The sequence below is a fragment of the Terrabacter sp. R4-6 genome (genome assembly GCF_057529065.1).
The window spans coordinates 858,992-882,703 of the sequence record NZ_CP197224.1; the positions used below are offsets into that span (position 1 = coordinate 858,992).

Annotated in this window: 22 protein-coding genes and 1 tRNA gene; 2 read left to right on the forward strand and 21 right to left on the reverse strand. The window is 72.0% G+C overall.

Annotated elements, in window-relative coordinates; all coding sequences use genetic code 11:
* Positions 1-34: 34 nt before the first annotated feature.
* From atpE to rpmE, 10 genes are all read right to left on the reverse strand, one after another.
* The gene (gene atpE / locus ACSSS0_RS04045; RefSeq protein ID WP_020142944.1) at positions 35-244 is read right to left on the reverse strand and encodes an ATP synthase F0 subunit C; all 210 of its coding nucleotides are present in this window, start codon (positions 242-244) and stop codon (positions 35-37) included.
* A gap of 125 nt (positions 245-369) precedes the next feature.
* Positions 370-1,152, reverse strand: coding sequence for a F0F1 ATP synthase subunit A (gene atpB, locus ACSSS0_RS04050; RefSeq protein ID WP_435985194.1), 783 nt, complete (start codon positions 1,150-1,152; stop codon positions 370-372).
* Between the two features lie 148 nt (positions 1,153-1,300).
* The gene (locus ACSSS0_RS04055; RefSeq protein WP_487230152.1) at positions 1,301-1,603 is read right to left on the reverse strand and encodes a hypothetical protein; all 303 of its coding nucleotides are present in this window, start codon (positions 1,601-1,603) and stop codon (positions 1,301-1,303) included.
* Between the two features lie 14 nt (positions 1,604-1,617).
* Positions 1,618-2,127, reverse strand: a complete 510-nt coding sequence (locus ACSSS0_RS04060; RefSeq protein ID WP_487230153.1) for a Cg1360 family ATP-synthase-associated protein — start codon at positions 2,125-2,127, stop codon at positions 1,618-1,620.
* 144 nt (positions 2,128-2,271) lie between these two features.
* Positions 2,272-3,369, reverse strand: a complete 1,098-nt coding sequence (locus ACSSS0_RS04065) for a glycosyltransferase family 4 protein (protein ID WP_435985191.1) — start codon at positions 3,367-3,369, stop codon at positions 2,272-2,274.
* Between the two features lie 44 nt (positions 3,370-3,413).
* The gene (locus ACSSS0_RS04070) at positions 3,414-4,691 is read right to left on the reverse strand and encodes a serine hydroxymethyltransferase (protein WP_487230154.1); all 1,278 of its coding nucleotides are present in this window, start codon (positions 4,689-4,691) and stop codon (positions 3,414-3,416) included.
* 48 nt (positions 4,692-4,739) lie between these two features.
* Positions 4,740-5,702: an L-threonylcarbamoyladenylate synthase gene (locus tag ACSSS0_RS04075; protein ID WP_487230155.1), complete on the reverse strand. Its 963-nt coding sequence runs from the start codon at positions 5,700-5,702 to the stop codon at positions 4,740-4,742.
* 80 nt (positions 5,703-5,782) lie between these two features.
* Positions 5,783-6,652, reverse strand: a complete 870-nt coding sequence (prmC, locus tag ACSSS0_RS04080) for a peptide chain release factor N(5)-glutamine methyltransferase (RefSeq protein WP_487230156.1) — start codon at positions 6,650-6,652, stop codon at positions 5,783-5,785.
* Positions 6,649-7,737, reverse strand: a complete 1,089-nt coding sequence (prfA, locus tag ACSSS0_RS04085) for a peptide chain release factor 1 (protein ID WP_435985187.1) — start codon at positions 7,735-7,737, stop codon at positions 6,649-6,651. The genes prmC and prfA overlap by 4 nt, the downstream gene beginning before the upstream one ends.
* Positions 7,738-7,826: 89 nt before the next feature.
* Positions 7,827-8,042 carry a 50S ribosomal protein L31 gene (gene rpmE, locus ACSSS0_RS04090; protein WP_435985186.1) on the reverse strand — a complete coding sequence of 72 codons (216 nt, stop codon included), beginning with the start codon at positions 8,040-8,042 and terminating at the stop codon, positions 7,827-7,829.
* 253 nt (positions 8,043-8,295) lie between these two features.
* On the opposite strand from rpmE, the gene ACSSS0_RS04095 reads away from it, so the two are divergent.
* On the forward strand, positions 8,296-9,339 hold the full coding sequence (locus ACSSS0_RS04095) for a hypothetical protein (RefSeq protein WP_487230157.1): 1,044 nt from the start codon (positions 8,296-8,298) through the stop codon (positions 9,337-9,339).
* Positions 9,340-9,365: 26 nt separating this feature from the next.
* Here ACSSS0_RS04095 and ACSSS0_RS04100 read toward each other — a convergent pair whose 3' ends face one another.
* The 11 genes from ACSSS0_RS04100 to ACSSS0_RS04150 all read right to left on the reverse strand — a co-directional run bounded on the left by ACSSS0_RS04100 (position 9,366) and on the right by ACSSS0_RS04150 (position 22,856).
* Complete coding sequence (locus ACSSS0_RS04100; protein ID WP_487230158.1) at positions 9,366-11,492, reverse strand: sensor histidine kinase; 2,127 nt, start codon at positions 11,490-11,492, stop codon at positions 9,366-9,368.
* Entirely contained in the window at positions 11,489-12,937 is a 1,449-nt protein-coding gene (locus tag ACSSS0_RS04105; protein ID WP_435985183.1) for a glycosyltransferase family 2 protein, read from the reverse strand. Before ACSSS0_RS04105 ends, ACSSS0_RS04100 begins: the two co-directional genes overlap by 4 nt.
* Positions 12,934-13,992 (reverse strand): HEAT repeat domain-containing protein, encoded by a 1,059-nt coding sequence (locus tag ACSSS0_RS04110; RefSeq protein ID WP_487230159.1) that lies wholly within the window; start codon positions 13,990-13,992, stop codon positions 12,934-12,936. Before ACSSS0_RS04110 ends, ACSSS0_RS04105 begins: the two co-directional genes overlap by 4 nt.
* 13 nt (positions 13,993-14,005) lie before the next feature.
* A complete protein-coding gene (locus tag ACSSS0_RS04115) occupies positions 14,006-14,407 on the reverse strand; it encodes a response regulator transcription factor (protein ID WP_051535183.1) in 402 nt (133 codons plus the stop codon).
* 117 nt (positions 14,408-14,524) lie between these two features.
* The gene (gene rho, locus ACSSS0_RS04120; RefSeq protein WP_487231184.1) at positions 14,525-16,642 is read right to left on the reverse strand and encodes a transcription termination factor Rho; all 2,118 of its coding nucleotides are present in this window, start codon (positions 16,640-16,642) and stop codon (positions 14,525-14,527) included.
* 272 nt (positions 16,643-16,914) lie between these two features.
* Positions 16,915-17,892, reverse strand: coding sequence for a homoserine kinase (locus ACSSS0_RS04125; RefSeq protein ID WP_487230160.1), 978 nt, complete (start codon positions 17,890-17,892; stop codon positions 16,915-16,917).
* 4 nt (positions 17,893-17,896) lie between these two features.
* Complete coding sequence (gene thrC / locus ACSSS0_RS04130; protein ID WP_435985179.1) at positions 17,897-18,991, reverse strand: threonine synthase; 1,095 nt, start codon at positions 18,989-18,991, stop codon at positions 17,897-17,899.
* Positions 18,991-20,307: a homoserine dehydrogenase gene (locus ACSSS0_RS04135; protein WP_435985178.1), complete on the reverse strand. Its 1,317-nt coding sequence runs from the start codon at positions 20,305-20,307 to the stop codon at positions 18,991-18,993. The genes thrC and ACSSS0_RS04135 overlap by 1 nt, the downstream gene beginning before the upstream one ends.
* An 84-nt stretch (positions 20,308-20,391) precedes the next feature.
* Positions 20,392-21,810 carry a diaminopimelate decarboxylase gene (gene lysA, locus ACSSS0_RS04140; protein ID WP_435985177.1) on the reverse strand — a complete coding sequence of 473 codons (1,419 nt, stop codon included), beginning with the start codon at positions 21,808-21,810 and terminating at the stop codon, positions 20,392-20,394.
* A 2-nt stretch (positions 21,811-21,812) separates the two neighbouring features.
* Positions 21,813-22,607 carry a DALR anticodon-binding domain-containing protein gene (locus tag ACSSS0_RS04145; protein WP_487230161.1) on the reverse strand — a complete coding sequence of 265 codons (795 nt, stop codon included), beginning with the start codon at positions 22,605-22,607 and terminating at the stop codon, positions 21,813-21,815.
* Between the two features lie 174 nt (positions 22,608-22,781).
* Positions 22,782-22,856: transfer RNA gene (locus ACSSS0_RS04150), tRNA-Arg, on the reverse strand.
* Positions 22,857-23,012: 156 nt separating this feature from the next.
* Between ACSSS0_RS04150 and ACSSS0_RS04155 the strand changes: the two genes are divergently transcribed.
* Positions 23,013-23,708, forward strand: coding sequence for an ASCH domain-containing protein (locus ACSSS0_RS04155; protein ID WP_487230162.1), 696 nt, complete (start codon positions 23,013-23,015; stop codon positions 23,706-23,708).
* Positions 23,709-23,712 lie beyond the last annotated feature (4 nt).

The window sequence follows — 23,712 nt, forward strand, 5'->3', positions numbered from 1 at the left end:
CGATCGGTGCTTCGGGCTGCCCCGGGGAGGGGCGTCAGCCCTTGAAGACGAACGCGAGCGCGATACCGAAGATGGCGAGCGCCTCGGTGATGGCCATGCCCAGGAAGGCGATCGGCTGCAGCATGCCGCGAGCCTCGGGCTGACGGGCGACGCCGTTGATGTAGGCGGCGAAGATCAGACCGACACCGATACCGGGGCCGATGGCGGAGAGGCCGTAACCGAGGATGGCGATGTTGCCAGTCATGTTTATTCCATTCCTTCTTGTCTTGTCCGGCTGGCGGTTACCAGACGGGCGGGGGCGAAGCTGGTTCGTGGTGCTCGTGCGGTGGTGCAGTTCGTGGTGCGCCGGAGGCGCGAGGTGGTGCGGCCTCAGTGCTCGTCGGCGACCGCGCCGCCGATGTAGAGGGCGGCCAGCAGGGTGAAGACGTAGGCCTGGAGGAACTCGACCAGCAGCTCGAAGAGCGTCATCACGAAGGCGAAGATCCACGTGACGCCACCGGCGACGACGAGGACGCCGCCCGAGTTGAGCATGTACCAGCCACCGGTGATGAAGAGCACGATGAGGATGTGGCCGGCGAACATGTTGCCGAAGAGTCGCAGGGCGAGCGTGACCGGTCGCGTGAAGAGGTCGGTGATGAGCTCGAGGAAGAAGATCGCGGGGATCATCGCCTTGGGCAGGCCCGCGGGCACGAGCGACTTCCAGTAGCCGATGAAGCCGTGCTTGCGCATGCCCACGACGTGGAAGACGACCCAGACGATGAGCGACAGGGCGATCGGGAAGCCGATGCGGCTGAAGGTCGGGTAGCTGAACGGCGGGATGACGCCGAAGAAGTTGTTGACGAGGATCGTCGTGAAGAGCGCGAAGAGCAGCGGCACGAACCGCATGAACTCCTTGCTGCCGATGAGGTCGCGGGCGATGCCGTTGCGGACCAGGCCGTAGACGGCCTCGGTGCCCATCTGGCCACGACCCGGCACGAGCGCCTTCTTCTTCGTCGTGGCGAGCAGCCACCAGACGACGATGCCGGTCGCGACGACCATGAGGAGGATGGGCCGCGTGACCGCCCAGGGGCCGTCGGTCCCGAAGAGGGGCTGCCAGAACTCCTCGACGCCGGGGGCGGTGTAGTCCGTCGGGGCGGCGGCCACGATGCTCACGGGTTACTCCTTTGTAGGTTCTGGGCACTTCGGCTGACGACCTGCGTCAGGGGTGGAGGGTCGGTGCTCGGGAGCGTGCTCCCGGTCGGACCCCAGGTCGGCGGGCCGGCGGGCGACGCGCTGACGGGCGGCACGGAGGCCGTCGGGCTCAATGGGTACCGTATCGGAACCAGATCAGGTAGAGCGACAGGGCCATTCCACCCACGATCCCGACCCCGACGAGCCATGTCGTACCCAGCCAGTGGTCGGCCAGCGCACCGAGTCCGCCGTAGATCAGCGGGCCGGTGAGCATGTACGCGACGGCACGCCAGGCGGAGTCCTGCTCGCGGGTGTTGAACCGGCGCAGCTCCTCGGCCTTGTCCTCCGCCGAGAGCTCGGTGGGCTCGGTGGGCTCGGTGGGCTCGGTGGGCTCCGTCGGCTCGTCGGGCGCTGGTGTTGGTGGCGTGGTCATGGCGACCTCCGGTGTCACGGCTCATCACGCGGCTCCCGGTGGGGTGCCGCCTCGGGCGTCGCATCGGCCGACGCGTCGGGCGTCGCGTCGAGCGAGGCCGCGCCGTCGGGGTCGTACGCGAAGATCCGCAGCCGCTTGTAGGCGCGCATCTCGAAGAAGAGCCAGACGACGGCGCACACCGTGATCGACAGGCCGATCGCGAAGCCCGAGGCCCACGTGACGTCGCGCAGAGCGAACATGACGACGCCGAGCACCAGCACCTTGAAGGTGTAGGTGACCATGACGATCATCATCGTCGTCGTGGGCGGCAGGTCGGCCGTGCGCTTCATGACGAGCAGCGTGAGGCTGAAGAAGAAGAGGACGATGGCGGCGCCGAGTGCGGCCGACCACGCGGCCTTGGGGCTCGAGAAGAGCCCGACGACGACGCAGACCAGGCCCGCCACGGCCGTCGGCAGCAGGGAGCCCCGGAGGAGCTGCGCGAAGGCATCTGACTGTGATGCGTCGCGTGCCGGTGTGGCGCTCAAGAAAACCTGCCTGGGTGCGTCGTGAGGCGTAGTGCGGGCGGGGTTCGGGCTGATCCGGATGGTGCTCGGATCGGTTCTGCGAAAAGGACTTCCGGGCTCCTGTGGTGGTCTTCCCAGACTCCCCTCAGGTGCTTGTGAATGCTATCACAAGCGCTCGGACGGCCTCCACCGCGGGAGCCATACCGTGAGCACGACACCCATCGCGGCGGCCGCGCTCACGACCGCGAGCGGACGGAGTCCGTCCCAGATGACGAAGGACACCGAGCCCAGGGCCACGATGGCGGCCCACAGGTAGAGGATGAGCACGGCCCGGCGGTGGCCGTGGCCGATGCGCAGCATGCGGTGGTGCAGGTGCATCGCGTCGGGGTGCCACGGTCGCAGGCCGGCGCGCGTGCGCCGGACCACCGCGAGCAGCATGTCGAGCAGCGGCAGCAGCAGGACCGCGAGCGGGACGAGGATCGGCAGGAACGCGGCCGACACGTCGTTGGCGCTGACCTGGCCGGGGTCGACGTTGCCGGTGAGGGTGATCGTCGCCGCCGAGAGCAGCAGACCGAGCGTCAGCGCTCCCGAGTCGCCCATGAAGAGCCGGGCCGGGTGGAAGTTGTGCGGCAGGAAGCCGACGCAGCACCCGACGAGGGCGGCCGAGATGAAGGTCGCGGTCGAGAACACGTTGGCCGGCACGAACGAGCGCGACACGATGTAGCTGTAGACGAAGAAGGCGAACGCCGCGATGCCGACGACCCCGGCGGCGAGCCCGTCGAGACCGTCGATGAAGTTGACGGCGTTCGTCGACGCGATGACCACGAGCACGGTGAAGAGCACGAGGACGGGCGTCGGCAGGATGGTCGTGCCGAAGATCGGCAGCGACAGCAGCTGCACCCCGGTGTAGGCCATGAGGCCCGCGGCCAGCATCTGTCCCGCCAGCTTCGTCAGCCAGTCGAGCTCACGGATGTCGTCGAAGGCGCCGAGCAGGCACACGATGCCGGCCGCGGCGACGACGCCGAAGATCTGCTTCGTCGAGAAGAGCGTCCCCAGGTAGGGCAGCGCCCGGGCCACGAGCGCCGCCGCCACGAAGCCGATGTAGATCCCGACTCCCCCGAGCCGCGGGATCGGCGTCTTGTGGACGTCACGCTCGCGGACGGCCGTGAAGGCGCCCGTCGCGACGGCGAGGCTCCGCACGAAGGGTGTGGCGAGGTACGTGACCGCAGCGGCCACGATGAGGACGAGGACGTACTCGTGCACCTACCGACCTTCGCTCGGGCGCCAACGCTGGCGTGGGGACTGACTCAGCGAGGGTATGCCGGGAAGCGGGTCACGAGGTCGGTGACCTGCGCGCGCACGTCCTTGCTCACCGCGTGGTCGGGGTCGGCGTCACCCTGGGTGACGGCCCGGTGGATGAGCGAGGCGATCTGCTTCATCTCCTCCAGGCCCATGCCCTGGGTCGTGACCGACGGCGTCCCGACGCGGATGCCCGAGGCGATGTTGGCCTTCTGCGGGTCGAACGGGATGGCGTTCTTGTTGAGCACGATGCCGGCCGCGTCGGCCCGTTCCTCGGCCTCCTTGCCCGTGACGCCGACGCCCTGGAGGTCGAGCAGCGACAGGTGGGTGTCGGTGCCACCCGTCGTCGGACGGATGCCGAGCTCGAGCAGGCTCGCCGCGAGCTGCTGGCTGTTGGCGATGACGTCGGTGGCGTACTGGGCGTACTCGGGGGTGGCGGCCTCCTTGAAGTTGACCGCCTTGGCCGCGATGGTGTGCATCTGCGGACCGCCCTGCATCATCGGGAAGATCGCCTTGTCCATGGCCGCGGCGTGCTCCGCCTTGCAGACGAGGGCACCCGACCGCGGGCCACGCAGGACCTTGTGCGTCGTGAAGGTCACGACGTCGGCGTACGGCACGGGCGAGGGGATGGCCTTGCCGGCGACGAGACCGATGAAGTGGGCGGCGTCGACCCAGAGGATCGCGCCGACCTCGTCGGCGATGGCGCGGAAGCGCTCGAAGTCGATGAGGCGCGGGATGGCGGAGCCGCCGGCGCAGATGACCTTGGGCCGGTGCTCACGGGCCAGGGCCTCGACCTGGTCGTAGTCGATGTCCTCGCTCTGCTTGTCGACGCCGTAGTGCACGGCGTTGAACCACTTGCCGGAGAAGGAGACCTTGGTGCCGTGCGTCAGGTGGCCACCCATCGGCAGCGCCATCGCGAGGATCGTGTCGCCCGGGGCCATGAAGGCGCCGTATACGGCCTGGTTGGCGCTCGCGCCGGAGTGGGCCTGGACGTTGGCGTGGTCGGCGCCGAAGAGGGCCTTGGCGCGCTCGATCGCGATGGTCTCGGCCTTGTCGACCTCGGAGCAGCCGCCGTAGTAGCGGCGCCCGGGGTAGCCCTCGGCGTACTTGTTCGACAGCGTCGACCCGAGGGCCGTCAGCACGGCGGGCGAGCTGATGTTCTCGCTCGCGATGAGCTGCAGTCCACCACGGATGCGGTCGAGCTCCGACAGGAGCACCCCCGCGATGTCAGGGTCGAAGGACTGCAGGGCACCGAAGTCGGAGCCGTAGAACGTGTCGTCAGCCATGGGAGTTCTCCGGGTGGGTCGGGAGTGGGGCGCGAGCGCGAGCCAACTCTATTGCGTCGTGCCAGGACCGTCGGACGGGCGCTCGGTCGTGGACACGTCGTGCCACTCCCCGAGCGTCTCGGCGGTCTCGGCGGTCTCGGCGGTCTCGTCGGCGTCGCCGGACTCGGTCCCGCCGGACTCGGTCCCGCCGGACTCGTCCTCGGCCGGCACGTCCTCGACGGGCGCAGGCTGCTCCTCGGGGACGGCGTCGCCGGCCGCCGCCTCGGCTCCCGGCTCGACGTCGGCCTCCGGGTCCGGCTCGGTCACGGGGTCGGCGGCGGGCGTCGCGTCGGCCTCGGCAGCCGGCTCGGCGTCGGGCTCGGGCGCCTCGAGCACGGGCTCGGGCACGAGGGCCGCGTCGAGCTCGTCCTGGGTGATGGCACCGAGGCGCAGGGTCACGGGGGTCTCGCCCGTGCAGTCGACGATCGTCGAGGCAAGGCCGTCACCGGCCGGGCCACCGTCGAGGTAGACCCCGACGGACTCACCGAGCATCCCGACGGCCTCCTCGACCGTGCGGGCCGCGGGGTCGCCGGTCGTGTTGGCGCTCGTGACCGCCATCGGACCGATGTCGCCGAGCAGCTCGAGGGTGATCTCGTGGGCCGGAACGCGCAGCGCCACGGTCCCGTTGGTCTCGCCGAGGTCCCAGTGCAGCGAGGTCTGGGCCTTGAGGACGAGCGTCAGCGGTCCGGGCCAGAACTTCTCCATGAGCCGCTGGGCGTAGTCGGGCACCTGCGACGCGAGGCCCTGGGCCGTGCGCGCGGTCGGGATGAGGACCGGCGGCGGCATGTCGCGGCCGCGGCCCTTGGCCGCGAGGACCGAGGCGACGGCGGTGGCGTCGAAGGCGTCGCAGCCGATGCCGTAGACCGTGTCGGTCGGCAGGACGACGATCTCGCCGCGTCGGACGGCTGAGGCCGCGGCCGGGATGCCCTCGGCACGCCCCTCGGGGTCGGTGCAGTCGTAGCGCTCGCTCACGGGCAGAGCCTAATGGGGACACGGGCGGCGCCGGGCGCCGGTCCCGGCCCGTCGGACCGACGCGGTCGGCCGGGCCGGCGTCAGTGGGAGCGGCGCGCGGTCGTGACCCGGGGGCGTCCGGACAGGTCGTCGTGGTCGGCGACGCCGGTCCACTCCCCCGTCGCCGCGAGCCGGCGGGGCAGGCTCTCGCCCTGCGAGTCGGCGTGCTCGACGAGGACGAGACCGCCGGGCCGGAGCAGGCGGGCAGCCGTCCGGGCCACCGCCAGCGGGATCGCGAGCCCGTCCTCGCTGCCCCCGTAGAGCGCGACGTCGGGGTCGTGGTCGCGGACCTCGGGGTCCACGGGAACGGCACCGACGGGGATGTAGGGCGGGTTGACGGTCACGACGTCGACGGCGCCCGACCAGTCCTCGAAGCAGGGTCGCGTCGCGTCGCCCTGCTCGAGACCGACGTCGAGGGCCAGGCGGTCGCGGTTGGCCACGGCCCAGGCGTACGCGTCGGGCGACAGCTCGAGTCCGCGCACGTCGGCGTCCGGCCGCTCTGCCTTGACGGAGAGGGCGATCGCTCCGGAGCCCGAGCAGAGGTCGACGACCCGCACGGCGACGGCGCCGGCCGCCTCCAGCCGGTCGACCTCGCCCAGCGCGAGGTCCACGAGCACCTCGGTCTCGGGCCGCGGCACGAAGACCCCGGGCCCGACCGACAGCGTCAGCCGGCGGAAGTGGGCGCGGCCGGTCAGGTGCTGCAGGGGAACCCGGCGGGCGCGCTCGTCGACGAGGACGGCATACGACCTCGGGAGCGTGCGTCCGCCGAGCACCATGAGCCGACGGACCTCGGAGGCGTCGACCTCGAGCACGTGGGCCGCGAGCTCGACGGCATCGACGTCGGCGGAGGCGACCCCGGCGTCGCGCAGTCGGGCGGCGGCGGCCCGCACGTCGTCGCGCAGGTCCGTCACGCCCGCGACCCGTCGTCGGCGAGCGCGGCGAGCTTGGCGGCCTCGTCGGCGTCGAGCGCGGACTGCACGACAGGGTCGAGGTCGCCGTCGAGCACCGAGTCGAGGTTGTAGGACTTGTAGCCCGTGCGGTGGTCGGAGATGCGGTTCTCGGGGAAGTTGTAGGTGCGGATGCGCTCGGAGCGGTCGACGGTGCGCACCTGCGAGCGGCGGGCGGCGCTCGCCTCCGCGTCGGCCTCGTCCTTGGCGAGCTGGTGCAGCCGCGCCCGGAGGACGCGCATCGCGGCCTCCTTGTTCTGCAGCTGCGACTTCTCGTTCTGGCACGACACGACGAGGCCGGTCGGCAGGTGCGTGATGCGCACCGCGGAGTCTGTCGTGTTGACGCTCTGCCCGCCGGGGCCGCTGCTGCGGTAGACGTCGATGCGCAGGTCGTTGGGGTCGATCGTCACCTCGACCTCCTCGGCCTCGGGCATGACGAGCACTCCGGCGGCAGAGGTGTGGATGCGCCCCTGGCTCTCGGTGACGGGCACGCGCTGGACGCGGTGCACGCCGCCTTCGTACTTGAGGCGGGCCCACGGGCCCTCGCCCAGGCCGGGAGCGCCCTTGGAGCGCACCGACACGCGGACGTCCTTGTAGCCCCCGAGGTCACTCTCGGTCGCGTCCTCGACGGCGGTGCGCCAGCCGCGCTGCTCGGCGTAGCGGAGGTACATCCGCAGCAGGTCGCCCGCGAAGAGCGCCGACTCGTCGCCACCCTCTCCCGCCTTGACCTCGAGGATGACGTCGCGGTCGTCGTCGGGGTCACGCGGGACGAGCATCCGTCGCAGGTGCTCCTCCGCCACGGCGAGACGCGCCTCGAGCGAGGGCACCTCCTCGGCGAACGACTCGTCGTCGGCCGCGAGCTCCCTCGCCGCGGCGAGGTCGTCACCGGCCGCCGTCCACTCGCGGGCGGCCGCGACGGTCGGCGCCAGGGCGGCATACCGCTTGTTCAGCGTGCGGACGAGGTCCTGGTCACCGTGCACGGCCGGGTCGGCGAGCTGCAGCTCGAGCTCGGCGTACTCGTCGAGGATCGACTGGACGGAATCGAGCACGGCAGGCCCTTCGGCTCAGGGGACGGGTCGGGGTAAAGCGAACGCCGGCCCCCGACGACCGAAGTCGTGGGAGCCGGCGTGCGGGAGACCTACTTGGCGGCCTTCTTGCCGTAACGGGCCTCGAACCGGGCCACGCGGCCACCGGTGTCGAGGATCTTCTGCTTGCCCGTGTAGAACGGGTGGCACTGCGAGCAGACGTCGGCGGCGATCTTGCCGGACGTCTGGGTGCTGCGCGTGACGAACGTGCTGCCACAGGTGCAGGTCACCGTGGTCTCGACGTACTCGGGGTGAAGGTCCTTCTTCAACGTAGTCTCCTAGAGGTAGTCGGCCGGGTCGGTGTCATCGCTGCTCACGCTGGGGAGCTGCTCTCCCGTGAACCGGTCCAAAGGAAGAGTGTGCCAGAAAGGCGCACCTCCTCCCAAACGCGCGTTAGCGCCCCGGCATTCCCCCGACCGACGCCTCGCGACGTGGGTCCTGACATGCATCGTTCGGGCTCAGTGGGGTGTCTTCCTCCACGACGGGACGGACCCAGCTCAGGCGGACGACGGGGAGGCTCACATGGGCATCGGGGACTGGGTGGACGGGCGACGCGTGGCGGTGGCCGGCGCGGTCGCCGCGCTGCTCGCGACCGCGGCGTGCTCGGGCGCCGACTGCTCCTTCGACGACTGCCCCGACGTGCCCGCCGCCGAGGCAGGACGCGTCACCGGCACCGACCCGTCGGGGACCGTCCGCTGGACGACGACGGTGGCCGACCTGCTGTCCGAGCCGCCGGTCGTCAGCAACGGCCACGTCGTCGTCGTCGGCTGCCACGCCACACATGTCGTCGACGTGGTGACGGGCTCGGTCTCGACCCCCACGGGCCTCGCCGACGTCCTCGGCGTCGTCCAGGGGTATGCCGTGGGGTCGCCTGACGAGGGCGACGCGGTCCTCGTCGCCGAGCGGCTCGACGGCGGCCGGGGCGGCTGGTCGTGGCGAGAGTCGCCGGTGGACGCGAAGGCCGACCGCGCCTACCGGGCGTCCGCGGTCGTCACGTCCGCCGGGGTCGTCGGCGTGCGCCGGCAGGCGCTCGTCGCCTGGTCGCCGGGCTCGCCGGGGTCGCCGGCGTCGCCGGCGTCGACAGGGTCGCCGGCGTCGACAGGGTCGCCGGCGTCGCGCTCGTGGGAGTCGCTCGAGGTCGCGCTTCCGGTCGGAGCCTGGCCGAGGGAGACCGTCGTGGCGGCCGACGACTCCCACGTCGTCGTCCCCGGCTCGGACGGCTCCGTGCTCGGAGTCGACCTCGCCTCCCGGTCGGTCACCTGGCGGCTGCTGCCGACCCGACCCGACGTCCCCGCGGGTGTGAGCGTGCGCCGCGAGGGCCGCGACGTGGCCGTGGAGGTCTGGTACCCGCGGACGACGGCGGCGGCGATCACCGGCGAGGCCGTCTGGGTCACCGAGCGCTGGTCGCTCGACGCCCGCACCGGCGAGATCCGGTCACCCCGGGTGACGAGCACCGGCACGAGGTCGCGGTCGTCGGCACCGGCCGACGACGTGCTGCGCGACCCCGTGAGCGGCTGGACGGTCACGCAGCGACTGCGGGACCAGCCCCAGGGTGGCTGCTTCTGACGGTCGCGACGCCGGCGCGCCGGAGGTCACCGGCGCGCCGGGACGTTCGCCGGCTGGGCGACGGGGAGCACCACCTGCATCGTGGTCCCCTCCCCCTCGACCGAGGCGATGACGAGCTCCCCGCCGTGGCCCTCGACGATGGCGCGCACGATCGCGAGGCCGAGACCCGTGCCGGGGATGGCTGCGGCCGTGGCGTTGCCGGCCCGGAAGAAGCGCTCGGACAGGCGCGCGAGGTCGCCCGCGGGGATGCCGATGCCGGTGTCGTGCACGGAGATGATCGTGGAGTCGCCCGCGCGCTCGGCCGACAGGAGGACCTGCCCGCCCTCGGGGGTGAACTTCACGGCGTTGGAGCCGAGGTTGATCAGGGCCCGCTCGACCTGGCCGCGGTCGACCCGGACGACGAGGTCGTCGGGCACGTCGGTGCAGATCAGCTGCACTCCGCCGGCGGCGGCCACCGGCTCCATCGTCTCGGTGACCGTGCGCAGCAGGTCGCGGACGGCGACCTCCTCGGACACGGCCTGCAGACCGCTGATCTCGATCTTGTTGAGGACGAGGAGGTCCTCGATGAGCCCGCGCAGCCGGGTCGCGTTGCGTCCGATGATGTCGAGGGCCACGTGCTGGCCGTCGGAGACGTCGCCGAAGTCGCCGTCGACGAGCAGCTCGAGGTAGCCGCTGATCGAGGTCAGCGGGGTGCGCAGCTCGTGGCTGACGGTCGCCATGAAGTCGGTCTTCTGCCGGTCGAGCTCGGTGAGCCGCCGGACCTGCTCCTCCTGCATCTGCGACAGCCGCAGGGCCACGATCGACTGGGCGGCGATGGCCGCGCACTGCTGCGCGGCCTGGATCTCGTGGCGGTGCCAGCGGCGCGGCGCACCGACCATCATCACCGACAGGATGCCGAGGCCCCGGCCGCCGGTGCCGACCGGGAGCATGAGGAGCGACCTCGCACCGGTGGCCCGGTGGAAGGCCCGGGCGCGTTCGTCGTCGTACGCCTGGTGGGCCAGGAGGTCGCCGAGGTCGAAGAAGCCCACGTCGCGGCGGAGCTCGTCGTTGACGGCCCCCACCTGCTGGGCGAGCGAGCGAGGGAGGGGTGGCAGGTCGGGCAGGTCGTCGGTGTGCCACTGGAGGCGGTCCTCGATCGTCTGGCCGTCGTCGCCGAGGGTGTAGAGCAGCACCCGGTCGGCGCCCAGGCCCGCGCCGAGCTTGGTCGTGACCCGTTGCAGCGCCTCGTGGACGTCGAGCGCCGACCGGGCGCCCCGGCCGACGTCGAGCACGAGCTCCTGCATCTCGAGCACCGCGGCCTGCTGGTCGACGAGGCGCGCGTTGGCCCGGGTCAGGTCGTTGAAGTCGCGCGCGAGCATCCGGACCTCGAGCGCCCCCTCCTCCTGGTTCGCCATCGCGATGACGTCCTCCTCGGCCTGCCGGCGCACCACCTCGCGCAGGCGCGCGAGCGGGCGGCCGACGGCGCGGTCCATCCCGAAGCCGGCCGCGACGAGCACGAGCACGACGACGGCCGCCACGGCGATGATGACGCCCGACGTGATGCCGGTCGCCTCGCGCGACTCCACCCGGGCGGCGTCGCGCTGGGAGCGGATGGCCTCCTCGAGCGTGCCGTTGGCGCGCAGGAAGGTGGCGTATGCCGTCTCGACGCGGGTGCGCTGCTGCGTCTCGAGGGTGGTCGGCGCGTCGGCGCTCCCCGGCGGGGCTTGCGTCGACGGGCCGGTCGGGACGTTCTCGAGCGAGGCCGCCGCGGCCGTGAACCAGGTCTTCACGGCGGTGTCCTGCGCGGCAACGAGCGGGGCGAAGACGGCGCGGTCGTCGGGCGAGAGCTCCTGGCTCTGCGTGGCGCCCTCGACGACGCGCAGCTCCTTCTCGACCCGGCTGCGCAGCGAGAGCGGGTCGATCGGGGCCGGCGCGCCGACGACCCTCTCGCTCCAGGCTCCCTCGGCCCGGGTCATGTCGAGCAGCACCGCACTGTTGGCCTCGCGGGCGGGACCGAGTGCGAGCGTGAGGGCCCGGACCGAGGCTCCCTGGGAGTGGATCGTGGCCACGGAGATGATGGCGCCGATCGGCACGAGGACGACGAGGATGCCGATGAGCAGCCGGATCTGGCTGCCGACCGAGCGTCTCGACACGACCGGCAGCCCGCCGGTCACGCCGGGTCCTCGTCGAAGCCCGTGCGGGTCATGACTCCCCAGACGTGCTTCTTCCCGCGCAGGCTCGACCACCACCCCTCGAGGCGCCACCACACGGTGGCCTGGCGGTAGCCGATGTTCTCGAGGACGGACGCCGCGATGGTCTGCCAGATGGCACGCCAGCGGTCGTGCTTGTGGAAGGCCCACTCGTCGACGACCATCGCGGCGAGCGTCACGAGGACGGCATACCCGTAGGCCAGCACGAGGAAGAGGATCGCGAAGGGCACGTTGACGACCCCGAGCGCCAGCGCGAGCGGCACGATGATGATGCCGAACAGCTCGAGCAGCGGCGCGAAGAGCTCGAAGAGCCAGTAGTAGGGCAGCGCGAGCCAGCCGATGCGGCCGTACTTCGGGCGGAAGAGCATCGAGCGGTAGGCCCAGAGCGTCTCCCAGAGACCGCGGTGCCACCGACGGCGCTGGTTGCGCAGGACCTTGGCGGTCACGGGGACCTCGGTCCACGAGACCGGCTCGGGCACGAACTCGATGGAGTAGTCGCGGCCCTCGTCGCGCAGCTTCTTGTGGATGCGCATGACGAGCTCGAAGTCCTCGCCGATGCTGTTCGGGTCGAGGCCGCCGACCTCGACGACGACGTCGCGCCGGAAGAGCCCGAAGGCGCCGCTGATGAGGATGAGCCCGCCGAGCCGCGACCACCCGGTGCGACCGAGCAGGAAGGCGCGGAGGTACTCGACGAGCTGGATGCGTGGGATCCACGTCTGCGGCATCTCGACGCGGACGATGCGGCCCGACACGACGCGGCTGCCGTTGACCGGCCGGATGGCCCCGCCGGTCGCGACCATGCGCGTGGGGTCGTCGGCGAAGGGACGGGTGACGTGGAGCAGCCCGTCGGGCTCGAGGATGGAGTCACCGTCGATCATGGCGACGAGCGGCTCGCTCGCGGCGTTGATGGCGACGTTGATCGCCTCCGAGCGCCCGGAGTTCTCCTTGCGGACGACGACGAGACGGGTGCGGCCGTCGCGCGGGACGAAGATGCCGAGCACCGTGGCCCGGATCGGGATCTCGTGCGGCAGCTCACGCGGGACCTGGACGAGGTCGAAGGCCTCCTCGAGCCGGGCGAAGGTCTGGTCGCTGCTGCCGTCGTCGACGACGACGACCTCGTGCCGCGGGTAGCGCAGCGTGAGGAAGGACTTGACCGCCATGACGATGCCGGCCTCCTCGTTGTAGGCCGGGACGAGCAGCGACACCCCGGGGGCGAGGCCAGCGCCCTGCCACGCGACGGCCGTCGACCGGCGACGCTGCTGGGCCCGGAACTCGAGGTAGGCCAGCACGATGAGCACGAGCAGCGAGGTGTTGATGAGGATGAAGTAGATGATGATCGGCACCGCGGTGACGTCCATGCTCCACAGGACGAAGGACCGCAGCCCCTCGACGAAACCGTCCCAGCTCATGCAGACGCCTTCTGCAGGCTGGCCATCAGGCGCGCGGAGCGGACGGCGGGCTCGTCCTCGTGCCCCGCGAGGGCGTCCCGGCCGTCGGGCCCCATCGACAGCAGCGCCGTCGCGGCGAGCTCGGCCAGACGCGGGTCCGAGTCGTCGAGCAGCACGGCGAGCGCCGGGATGGCCTCCGCCTCGCCGAGGTCGCCGAGGGCGATGACGCAGGCCCGGCGCAGGGCCAGCGGCTCGGACGCCACCGTGTGGCGCACGAGGATGCCGGCGTCCTCACCACGGCCGAGGCGGCCGATGGCCGTGGCGCTCGTCTCGCGGACCGTGAGGTCGGGGTCGGCGTCGAGCAGTCGGCGCAGCTCGGGCAGCCCCCGGGTGAAGCTGCGCTCGCCGCTGAGGTGGGCGGCGACCATGCGGGTGCGGGCGTTGGCGTCGGCCATGCCGTCGCGCAGCACCTCCGAGATGCCGACGCCCATCGACTGCAGCGCCTCGGCCGCGGTGGCCGCGGGCAGCCCACGCTCCGGCGCGCCGATCGCGGCGAGCACCGGGCCGGCGGCCACGGGGTCGCCGATGAGACCGAGGGCGTAGGCGGCGCTGTTGCGCACCTCGACGGCCTCGTCGCCCAGGGCCTCGATGAGGAGCGGGACCGTGTGCCCGGCACGTGCGAGCCCGAGCAGCTGGGCGGCCCGGGCGCGCTTGACGGTGGAACGGCTCGACATCTCCGCCACGGCCGTGTCGACCGCGCCGTGGACCTCGAGCACGTGGACGAGCTGCTCGGCGGGGACGCCGCGGATCTTGGTGAGCATCTCGACGATGTTGCGGTCGAGCACGGCGCGCGAGACGCCGGTCGCCCAGGTCAGCTGCTCGGCGGCCGCGCCGTCGTCGTCCTCACCCGAGGCCACGGTGATGAGGGGCGGCCGGAGCGGGGAGAGCAGCATCTCGTCGCGCTGGGTGCGGCTGTGCCGTCGCGCGCGGACCGCCACGACGGCGAGGATGAGCAGCACGCACGCGCCGAGGATGACGACCGTGGCGCCGACGAGCAGCGCCGCCCCGACGATCACGACGCCCCGCCCTTCATCGGGCCCGGGCGAGCATGCCGTTGACGCGGTGGAGCAGCTCGCGCGGGCTGAACGGCTTGATGACGTAGTCGTCGGCGCCGACCGCGAAGCCGGTGTCGACGTCCGAGTCGCGCGACTTGGCGCTGAGGAGCAGGACCGGCACCGACGAGAACTCGCTCTCGCGGATCTTGCGGAGGACGTCGATGCCGGACAGGCCGGGCATCATGACGTCGAGCACCGCCAGCTGCGGCGGGTTGGCCGCGAACGCCTCCCAGGCGCTGATGCCGTCGGGAACGGCCTCGACGGCATACCCCGCCTGGGTCAGCTTGAACTCGACGAGGTCTCGGATGTCGGCGTCGTCATCGGCCACGAGGACACGGACGGGGCTGGCATCGGGGTCGCCGGCAGGCGCAGACATGGTTCTCCATGGTGGGTTCGGGGTGGTGCGTCCATTTTAGGAACATTTGACCCGAATAGCCCATGAAACGCCGAAAGGGGACGGCGCCGATGTGGCGCCGTCCCCGTCGGTGGTCGGTCAGGACTCGTCGTCGAGCTTGGAGCCGCTCGTCTGCTGGACCTGGGTGAGGAACTCGTAGTTTGTCCGCGTCTTCTTGAGGCGGTCGATGAGCAGCTCGATGGCCTGCTGCGGGTCGAGGGCGGCGAGCACCCGACGCAGCTTCCACATGATCTTCAGCTCCTCGCTCGCGAGGAGGATCTCCTCGCGGCGCGTGCCGGAGCTGTTGATGTCGACGGCCGGGAAGATCCGGCGGTTGGCGAGCTCGCGGTTGAGGCGGAGCTCCATGTTGCCGGTGCCCTTGAACTCCTCGAAGATCACCTCGTCCATCTTCGAGCCGGTCTCGACGAGGGCCGTCGCCAGGATGGTGAGCGAGCCGCCGTTCTCGATGTTGCGCGCCGCACCGAAGAACTTCTTCGGCGGGTAGAGCGCGGCCGAGTCGACACCACCGGAGAGGATGCGCCCGCTCGCCGGTGCGGCGAGGTTGTAGGCGCGACCGAGCTTGGTGATCGAGTCGAGCAGCACGACGACGTCGTGGCCGAGCTCGACGAGACGCTTGGCCCGCTCGATGGCGAGCTCGGCGACCGTCGTGTGGTCCTCGGCCGGCCGGTCGAAGGTCGAGGAGATGACCTCGCCCTTGACGGCGCGCTGCATGTCGGTGACCTCCTCCGGGCGCTCGTCGACGAGGACGACCATGAGGTGGCACTCGGGGTTGTTCGTCGTGATCGCGTTGGCGAGGGTCTGCATGATCATCGTCTTGCCGGCCTTGGCCGGGGCGACGATGAGGCCACGCTGGCCCTTGCCGATGGGCGCGACGAGGTCGATGATCCGCGTCGTGAGCACGTTGGGCTCGGTCTCGAGCCGCAGTCGCTGCTGCGGGTAGAGCGGCGTCAGCTTGCCGAACTCGACGCGCTTGGCGGCCTCCTCGGGCGTCTGACCGTTGACCGTGTCGAGGCGCACGAGGGCGTTGAACTTCTGGCGGCCGACGTTGCCCGAGGGCTGCTCGCCGTCGCGCAGCGCCTTGACGGCACCGGTGACCGCGTCGCCCTTGCGCAGGCCGTTCTTCTTGACCATGCCGAGCGGCACGTAGACGTCGTTCGGGCCGGCGAGGTAGCCGGACGTCCGGACGAAGGCGTAGTTGTCGAGGACGTCGAGGATGCCGCCGACGGGGACGAGCACGTCGTCGTCGCCGACCTGCAGGTCGGCGTCGTTCCAGTCCTGGCCGCCCTCACGGCCGCGGCCGCGCTTGCGGTCCCGGCTGCGCTGGCGGTTGCGGCTGCGACGGCTGCCACCCTCGTCGTCGTAGGGCGACTGCTGACCACGGTTCTGGTCGTTCGCGTCGCCCTGCTGACGGTCGCCGTGCTGGCGGTCCTGACGATCCTGCTGGCGGTCCTGCTGGCGCTCGCCGTGCTGGCGGTCCTGCTGGCGCTCGCCGTGCTGGCGGTCCTGCTGGCGCGACTGCTGACGGTCACCCTGCTGGCCGCGGTCGTGCTGGCGCTCGCCCTGCTGGCGGTCCTGGCGCTCCTGACGGTCCTGCTGGCGCGACTGCTGGCGGTCGGACTGCTGGCCGCCCTGCTGACGGTCCGCACGGTCACCCCGGGCGCCCTGCTGACCGTCACCCTGCTGGCCACGGTCGGACTGCTGTCCGCGACCCCGGTCGCGCTGACGCCCCTCGCGGTTGTCGCGGTCGTCGGCGTCGGAGGCCTGCTGGTCTCCCGCGTCGGTCCGCTCGGACGCCGTGGCCTCCTGTGCGTCGGCACGAGCCGACCGGCTCTCACGGGAGCTGCGGGCACCCCGCTCGGCACGCGGCGCCCGGTCCTCGGACGGCGCCTCCGTCGACGACGCGGTGGACGCCTCCGTGGACGCCTCGGTGGACGCCTCGGACGTCGTGGCGGACCCCGCCGGGCGGCTGACCCGGCGCGAGGCACGGGCCGGAGCCGCCTCGGGGGCGGTCGCGGCGTCGGAGGCCGTCGAGCCCGACGGTCCCGTGGTGCCCGTCGCTGCGGCCGGGGCGGCAGGAGCGGACGAGCCGCCCGACTGGCGCGCCTTGATGGCCTCGACGAGGTCGCTCTTGCGCATCTTCGTCGTGCCGGTGATGCCCATCGACGACGCGACGCCCTTGAGCTCGTCCAGCTTCATGGCCGACAGGCCAGAGAGCGGACGGGTGGTTGTTTCTGACACGAAGGATCCTTCCCCCTCGTTTGCGGCCCGGGACATTCCAGCGGGCCGGACTTGGACCAGGTGACCTGGCCGTCTGAGATCCACTTCGGCGCAGAACGCGCCCAGAGACAAAGGATTTCGTCTCAGTGTGGGGGTGATGCACCGGCCTGCGGTGTCGCGGCGAGTGGTGCGGGCTCAGGATACCACCCAGAGGCCCTCGGACGGGTGAGGGACGGCTCGGTTCTCGCTGCTCAGCGCGCGTGCGCCGTCGCGCCGTGCGCGGGCACGACCGGCGTCAGCCGCTCCCAGTGCGATGCCAGGTGCCCCGCCCGCACGTCCTGCGCGACCTGACGCGTCGTGAGGACGAGGACGCTCGGGCCGGCCCCCGAGACGACGGCGGCGTGCCCCTGGGAGCGGAGCAGGTCGACAAGCTCCATCGTGGCCGGGTAGGAGGGTCGGCGCGCCTCCTGGTGGAGCCAGTCACGGGTGGCGGCGTGCAGGTGCGACGGGTCCACCGTCAGCGCGTGCACGAGCAGGGCCGCGCGCCCCGCCCCGGCCGCTGCCGCCGCGAGGGGCACCGTCTCGGGCAGCACGGCACGGGCCGTGCGCGTCGCGAGCTGGGTCTCGGGGACGAAGACGACGACCTCGACGTCGGGATGCAGGTCGAGGCGGGCCGTGACGGTGCGCTCACCGCGGTCGAGCCCCGTCCCGTCCGGCATCCAGCTCACCGTGAGGCCGCCGTGCACGCTCGCCGAGGCGTTGTCGGGATGACCTTCGAGCTCGCTCGACACGTGCGTCGCCAGCCCGAGGTCGACGGGCACGGTGGCACCGGGAGACGGCCACGCGGCATACGCGCTCTCAGTCAGACCCCACGAAAGTGCTTGTGCGGCAACGACACCCGCGACGATCGCGGTCGCCGACGAGCCGAGCCCACGACTGTGCGGGACCCCGTTGGCGGCCTCGATCCGCAGGCCCGTCGGAGGCTCGACGCCGAGCGCGCGCCACGTGTGCTGCATCGTCGCGTGCACGAGGTGCCGCTCGTCCGTGGGCACGTCGGCGGCGCCCTCCCCGGTCACCTCGACGACGAGGCCGACGTGCTCGGACGTCGTGACGACGTAGTCGTCCCAGAGGCCGAGCGCCAGTCCGACGGAGTCGAAGCCGGGACCGAGGTTGGCGCTGCTCGCCGGCACCCGCACGCTGACGGAACGGCCCGCGGGCACCCGGTTCACGCGGTCAGCCCTCGAGACCGAGGGCCTGGGCCGCCGAGAAGGCGTCGACCGAGACGCGGGTCGGCACGACGTCACTCCCGTCGGCGGTGCGCAGCGCCCACTGGGGGTCCTTGAGCCCGTGGCCGGTCACGGTGCACACGATCCGCGCCCCCGAGGGCACGAGACCCGCGGCGTGGCTCGCCAGCAGGCCCGCCACGGACGCGGCCGAACCGGGCTCGACGAAGACACCCTCCTGCGACGAGAGGTAGCGGTGCGCGTCGAGGATCTGCTCGTCGGTGACGGCCTCGATGCGCCCACCGGACTCGTCGCGCGCGGCGACGGCCTGCTCCCACGACGCGGGGTTGCCGATGCGGATCGCGGTCGCGATGGTCTCCGGGTGGTCGACCGGGTGACCGAGGACGATCGGGGCCGCTCCCGCGGCCTGGAAGCCCCACATCATCGGCAGGTGCGTGGCAGGACCTGCGGGCGCGTCGGTGACGGGGTGGGCGAGGTACTCGCGGTAGCCCCTCCAGTACGCCGTGATGTTGCCGGCGTTGCCGACCGGGAGGCAGTGGATGTCGGGGGCGTCGCCGAGCGCGTCGACGACCTCGAAGCTCGCGGTCTTCTGGCCCTCGATGCGCGCCGGGTTGACCGAGTTGACGAGCTCGACGGGGTAGGCCTCGGCGAGCTTGCGCGCGAGGGTCAGGCAGTCGTCGAAGTTGCCGTCGACCTGCAGCAGGGTCGCCCCGTGGGCGATCGCCTGGCTCAGCTTGCCCATGGCGATCTTGCCGTCGGGCACGAGGACGCCGCACGTCATGCCGGCCTTGGTGGCGTAGGCGGCGGCCGACGCGCTCGTGTTGCCCGTGCTCGCGCAGATGACGGCCCTGGCTCCCTTGCGCGCGGCGACGCTGATCGCGGTCGTCATGCCGCGGTCCTTGAACGAGCCGGTGGGGTTGAGGCCTTCGTACTTGAGGTGGACCTCGGCGCCGACGCGCTCGGAGAGCTTCTCGGCGTGGATGAGCGGCGTGCCACCCTCGTGGAGCGTGACGACGGGCGCGCCCTCGAGCATGGGGAGGCGGTCGGCGTACTCGCGGATCACTCCGCGCCACTGGTGGGCCATCACGAACCTTCCACGCGCATCACGGAGTTGACACCACGGACGACGTCGAGCGTGCGCAGGCGCTCGACCGTGGACGAGAGGGCCGCGTCGCTCGCGGTGTGGGTGACGATGATGAGGTTGGCCCGGGCCGCCTCGCCGTCACCGGCGGGGACGAGCTGCTGGCGCACCGTCTCGATGGACACGTCGTGGTCGGCGAAGGCGGCCGCGACCTGCGCGAGAACACCCGAGCGGTCCTCGACGTCGAGGCTGATGTGGTACCTCGTCTGGGCGTCGCCCATCGTCAGGACGGGAAGGTCGGCATAGCTCGACTCCCCCGGCCCGAGGCCACCCCCGACCCGGTGGCGGGCGACGGCGACGAGGTCACCGAGGACCGCCGAGGCCGTCGGGTCGCCGCCGGCGCCCTTGCCGTAGAACATCAGCTCACCGGCCGCGTCGGCCTCGACGAAGACGGCGTTGAAGGCCTCGCGGACCCCGGCCAGCGGGTGCGACCGCGGGATCATCGCCGGGTGCACGCGGACGCTGACGCCCTTGTCGGTGTGCTCACAGATCGCGAGGAGCTTGACGACGGAGTCCATCTCGCGCGCCGCCGCGACGTCGGCCGCCGACACCTCGGTGATGCCCTCGCGGTAGACGTCGGTGCCCGAGACCCGGGTGTGGAACGCGAGCGAGGCGAGGATGGCGGCCTTGGCCGCGGCGTCGAAGCCCTCGACGTCGGCGGTCGGGTCGGCCTCGGCGTAGCCGAGCGCCTGGGCCTGCTCGACGGCGTCGGCGAAGCCGGCACCGGTCGTGTCCATCTTGTCGAGGACGTAGTTGGTCGTGCCGTTGACGATGCCGAGCACCTTGCGCACCTCGTCGCCGGCGAGGGACTCGCGCAGCGGGCGCAGCAGCGGGATCGCCCCGGCGACGGCGGCCTCGTAGTAGAGGTCCACGCCGTGTCGGGCGGCGGCGTCGTAGAGGGCGGGGCCGTCCTCGGCGAGGAGTGCCTTGTTGGCCGTGACGACCGAAGCACCGTGCTCCATGGCGCGCAGGATGAGCGACCGGGCCGGCTCGATGCCGCCGATGACCTCGACGACGACGTCGGCCCGGGTCACGAGCTCCTCGGCGTCGGTCGTGAAGAGGGCGGGGTCGACCCCGAGGGCGCCACGGTCGCGGCCGGCGCGACGGACCGCGACGCCGACGATCTCGAGCGGCGCGCCGACGCGGGCCGCCATGTCGTCCGCGTGCTCGGTGAGCAGGCGCGCGACGGCTCCGCCCACGACGCCGGCCCCGAGCAGGGCGACGCGCAACGGCTGGGTGTCACTCACGGCGCTGTCCACGGTGCGAATCCTGCCGTCTGTCCGGGTGCTGGACGGTCATTGTTTCGCGATCCGGACATCCGTGGCGCAGGATCTGCAGATCCATCAGACGTCGAGGGCGAGCAGGTCGTCGATGGTCTCGCGCCGCACGATGACCCGGGCGACCCCGTCGCGGACCGCGACGACGGGCGGCCGCGGGGTGTGGTTGTACTGGCTCGACAGCGAGCGGCAGTAGGCCCCGGTACCCGGGACGGCGATGAGGTCGCCCGCGCCGACGTCGGACGGGAGGAACTCGTCCTTGACGACGACGTCGCCGCTCTCGCAGTGCCTGCCGACGACCCGGGCGAGCACCGGAGGCGCCGTCGAGGCCCGGTTGGCCAGCGTGCACGAGTAGTTGGCGTCGTAGAGCGCGGTGCGGACGTTGTCGCTCATGCCCCCGTCGACGGAGACGTAGACGCGCTGCGCACCGCCGTCGAGGTCGACCGGCTTGACCGTGCCGACCTCGTAGAGCGTGAAGGTCGTGGGCCCGGCGATGGCGCGGCCCGGCTCGACCGAGATGCGCGGCACGGCGACCTCGTCGGCGCGGCACTCGCGCTCGATGATCTCGGCCATGCCGGCGGCGAGGTTCTTCGGCGGCAGGGGGTCGTGCTCGGTCGTGTAGGCGATGCCGAAGCCGCCCCCGAGGTCGAGCTCGGGCAGCTCGACGCCGAGCTCGCGCGCGATCCTCGTGTGCAGCCCGAGGATGCGGCGCGCCGACACCTCGAAGCCGGCGGTGTCGAAGATCTGCGAGCCGATGTGGCTGTGCAGGCCGAGCAGGCGCAGCGACTCGGGCCGGTCGAGGATGCGGCGCGCAGCCTCGAACGCGTGCCCGCCGGAGAGCGACAGCCCGAACTTCTGGTCCTCGTGCGCCGTCGCGATGAACTCGTGCGTGTGCGCCTCGACGCCGACGGTGACGCGGATGAGGACCGGCGCGACGACGCCGAGCTCTGCGGCGACCGCGGCGACGCGCTCGATCTCGTCGAAGGAGTCGATGACGATGCGGCTCACGCCGTAGTCGAGGGCGTCGCGGATCTCGGCGACGCTCTTGTTGTTGCCGTGCAGGCCGATGCGGTCACCGGGGACACCGGCGCGCTTGGCCACCGCGAGCTCTCCGCCCGTGCAGACGTCGAGGTGCAGGCCCTCGTCGTGGACCCATCGGGCCACCTCGGTGCAGAGGAAGGCCTTGCCGGCGTAGAACACGTCGGCACCGCCCGACAGCCCGTCGAACACCTCGGCATACGTCCGCTTGAAATCCCTTGCGCGCGAACGGAAGTCGTCTTCGTCGATGATGTATGCCGGTGTGCCGAACTCGCGCGCCAGCTCGGTGACGCTCACGCCGCCGACCGTGAGGACGCCGTCACCGCCCCGGCCGACGGAGGTCGCCCACAGCGACGGGACGAGGGCGTTGACGTCGACGGGGGTCTGGAGCCACGCGGGGCCGCGATAGCCCTCCGCGTGCAGCGCTCCTGCTTCGTGTGCGCGCATGCCTACATCCTCTCGGGGGCTGCCGTGCCGAGGCGCGCGAGTCCATTGCGCAAGACGATCCGAACGGCGTCGGCGAGGAGCAGCCGGGCCCCGTGGACCGACTGCGGGTGCACCCCCACGACCGTCGGCCGCACGGGGTGGTCCCAGGCGTCGGCGAGCGCCGCGAGGTCGGTCACCGCTCGACGCTGCTGGACCTCGTCGCCGGCGTGGGTCGCGAGGCGCTGCGGGAGGTCGGCGAGCGCCACGAGGAGGTGGCGCTCGGCCACGTGGGTCAGCTCGCCGAGCCGGGTCGACGGACGCCGCTCGACCCCCGCGGCCTCGGCGTTGCGGATGATGCGGCACATCCGGGCGTGCGCGAGCTGGGCGGAGCGGACGAGGTCGTCGGCGGCGTGGGCGCCTGGCTCATCGACGAGGTCGGATCGACGCTCGCCGGCAGCGAGCGCGTAGTGGTCCTGCTCCTCGATGACGAGCGGGACGATCGCCGACCGCGCCGAGTCCTCGAGGGTGAGGGCGATGAGGCCGCTGGGCGCCACCTCCACGGCCGCGACCGGCTTCTGGAGGGTCAGGCCCTGCGCGAGCACGCGTGCCAGGTCGCGCGGCTCGAGGTCGATCTGCGGGGCCCAGCGCTGGGCCACCGGGGTCACCCAGTCGGCGACGACGCCGGAGACCCGGGTGTCGGTGGGGCGGAAGAGTGGCCCGGCCGGCGGCCCTGCCTGCGCCTCGTCGGGAAGCTCCCCGGTGCGGGCCGCCTGCGCGGCGACCTCCTCGAGGAGGGCGCGCAGCTGGTCCGGCGTCATGCGGCCGAGTCTACGAGCCCGCCGGGCGACTCCCGGGACGCCCCCGGCGGGACTCCGGTGTCCTCCCCACGTCATCCTCGTTCCTCGGAGAACGCATCCCCGAGGTCGACAGGGGGCACGGACGACACGAGGCCTCGAGACGGCGCTTAGCGCGTCTCAAGGCCTCATGTCGGTTGGTGCCCCCGGCAGGATTCGAACCTGCGCTCCCGCCTCCGGAGGGCGGTGCTCTATCCCCTGAGCTACGGGGGCGGCACGCACTTTCGTGCGCCCGGTGAGATTAGCAGCAGACGGACGCCGACGCGGAATGCACCACGTTTCGGGGCGGCATCAACAACGTCGACGACCGCCGATCGGCTCCACGAGTGTGCGCAGGAGGCGCTCGAGCTCACGGTCCCGATGGCGTCCGTGACGGCCGTCCGTCTCCAGCCCACGCCCGGCTCCTTCGTCCTGCCCGAGGGGCAGTGCGCGTGCCACGATGAGGTCGTGCTCATCTCCAAGCCGGTCGCCGAGGCCATCCGCGCCGGCACGGTGACGCAGGCCTTCCGCCGGTGGGACGCCCCGCGGGTCAAGGTCGGCGGGCTGCAGCTGACGGCGGCCGGGCTCGTCCGGTTCGACGGCGTGAGCCGGGTGCGTGACCCCGAGAAGCTCACCGAGCGCGACGCGCGCAGGGCCGGGGTCAAGGACCTCGCCACCCTCCAGCGCTTCCTCGCCCCGAGGGAGCGCAAGCCCTCACCCCGGGGGGGCCGCGGCGGGGACACGGTGTATCGCATCCGCCTCAGCTGGGCGGGTGAGGACCCGCGCGTCGCGTTGCGCGAGAGCCTGCCCGACGACGAGTCGCTGAGTGACATCGCGACCCGTCTCCGTCGGCTCGACGCCCGCCCGACGGGAGCGTGGACCCGCGACATCCTCGAGTGGATCCGCGACAACCCGCGCGTCGTCTCCAAGGAGCTGGCGGGCCTGCGCGGTGTCGAGCTGCTCCCGATGAAGGTCGACATCCGCAAGCTCAAGGCCCTCGGGCTGACCATCAGCCACGACGTCGGCTACGAGCTCTCACCGCGCGGGACGGCATACCTCGAGTGGCTCGACCGACAGCCCGGCTGAGGCG